The 1,596-nt window shown below is 41.2% G+C and carries 10 tRNA genes; all 10 read left to right on the top strand.

The window, feature by feature from the left end:
* The first annotated feature begins 91 nt into the window (after positions 1-91).
* The 10 genes from HMPREF2852_RS05965 (at position 92) to HMPREF2852_RS05920 (ending at position 1,466) form a co-directional block, all read left to right on the top strand.
* Positions 92-166 (top strand) — tRNA-Asn (locus tag HMPREF2852_RS05965).
* 56 nt (positions 167-222) lie between these two features.
* Positions 223-299 (top strand) — tRNA-Met (locus HMPREF2852_RS05960).
* Positions 300-302: 3 nt separating this feature from the next.
* Positions 303-379: transfer RNA gene (locus HMPREF2852_RS05955), tRNA-Met, on the top strand.
* Positions 380-423: 44 nt separating this feature from the next.
* Positions 424-498: transfer RNA gene (locus tag HMPREF2852_RS05950), tRNA-Glu, on the top strand.
* 299 nt (positions 499-797) lie between these two features.
* Positions 798-872: transfer RNA gene (locus HMPREF2852_RS05945), tRNA-Glu, on the top strand.
* Positions 873-875: 3 nt separating this feature from the next.
* A tRNA-Val gene (locus tag HMPREF2852_RS05940) sits at positions 876-951 on the top strand.
* Positions 952-983: 32 nt separating this feature from the next.
* A tRNA-Asp gene (locus HMPREF2852_RS05935) sits at positions 984-1,060 on the top strand.
* Positions 1,061-1,110: 50 nt separating this feature from the next.
* Positions 1,111-1,186, top strand: a tRNA-Thr gene (locus HMPREF2852_RS05930).
* A gap of 124 nt (positions 1,187-1,310) precedes the next feature.
* Positions 1,311-1,385, top strand: a tRNA-Gly gene (locus HMPREF2852_RS05925).
* Between the two features lie 7 nt (positions 1,386-1,392).
* Positions 1,393-1,466, top strand: a tRNA-Gly gene (locus tag HMPREF2852_RS05920).
* Positions 1,467-1,596: the final 130 nt, after the last annotated feature.

Raw genomic sequence — 1,596 nt, 5'->3', positions numbered from 1 at the left:
TCCCGGGAGACTAGGAAGTTGCCAAACTTATAAAAATATCTTCTATTTTTATTAATAGAAGGTATTTATATAAGATTTTTTTATTTAGAGTGCTTAGGTAGCTCAATGGTGGAGCACCCGGCTGTTAACCGGTAGGTTGTGGGTTCGAGCCCCACCCTGAGCGCCAATGTTTCTTTAAATAGATATAGCTTCAAGTAGCTCATAACTTAGCAATTATTATAGCGCGGGATGGAGCAGCTTGGTGGCTCGTCGGGCTCATAACCCGGAGGTCGTAGGTTCAAATCCTACTCCCGCAACCATGTGGCGAAGTAGCTCAGTTGGCTAGAGCATTCGGTTCATACCCGGAGTGTCAAGAGTTCAAGTCTCTTCTTCGCTACCATTTTTTTATAAGCTCTTAGCTTATTAACCAGCACGGAGCTTTTAGGCTCCATGGTCAAGTGGTTAAGACACCAGCCTCTCACGCTGGTATCCCGGGTTCAAATCCCGGTGGAGTCACCACTTATATTTTTTTATAATTTTATGGCCCTATGGTCAGCAGATCATTTCTAGCCAGTCGGCTAAAGCCTCCTGGGAAATGAGTTGCATCAGACCTTCCAACAATTTGCTTACGCTCATTGGGATAGGTCTAGAAAGCGGTTTATGATCCGAATCCAATTTATGAAATAAATTGATGGTAGGTCAGATGTCGCGGTGTTTCAAAGTTTTTTGTAACTTTGTCAACAATCCGACTAAGACATTTGCAGCTTGCTGCAAATTTTTTAAAAAAAAGTATGTTTAATGAATATAATAATGATTGAGGCCCTATGGTCAAGCGGTTAAGACATCGCCCTTTCACGGCGGTATCCCGGGTTCAAATCCCGGTAGGGTCACCACATGGAAGTATAGCTCAGTTGGGAGAGCATCTGCCTTACAAGCAGGGGGTCACAGGTTCGAGCCCTGTTACTTCCACCATAATATTTTTAATATTAGGCTATTTTAATTATGGCTTAGTAGTTCAGCTGGTTAGAATGCCGCCCTGTCACGGCGGAGGTCGTGGGTTCGAGTCCCATCTAAGTCGCCAGATGCCTGTCCGGCTAATTAAGGACTTGGATTTCAATAGAGATCCAATGTGCTGATGTAGCTCAATTGGTAGAGCAATTGATTTGTAATCAATAGGTTGTAGGTTCAAGTCCTATCATCAGCTCCATATTAAGGTTTTCTTTTATATTATAAATTTTAACATTTATTTAAAATAGGAATTGTGGGTGCTTGCTAATTTAATTTTAAAGTTTATTTTAGCTTTCACTTTGTTATTTCCTTTTATATTATTTGCGGAAGTGGCTCAGTGGTAGAGTATCGCCTTGCCAAGGCGAGGGTCGCGGGTTCGAATCCCGTCTTCCGCTCCAATTTTATGCGGGTGTAGCTCAGTGGTAGAGCCCCAGCCTTCCAAGCTGGTTGCGAGGGTCCGATTCCCTTCACCCGCTCCATTTTTTATAAATTATTTTTATTTTTTAAAATTTTGTGGTATAATCTATATTACAGTAGGTAATGATAGTACCATATTATATTGTTAAGATATTAATAAACTTATATTTTTAATTATGCGCCTGTAGCTCA

Source organism: Anaerococcus sp. HMSC065G05, assembly GCF_001812365.1.
Taxonomy (GTDB): Bacteria; Bacillota; Clostridia; order Tissierellales; family Peptoniphilaceae; genus Anaerococcus; species Anaerococcus vaginalis.
This window is presented reverse-complemented; position numbering and strand designations above follow the sequence as displayed.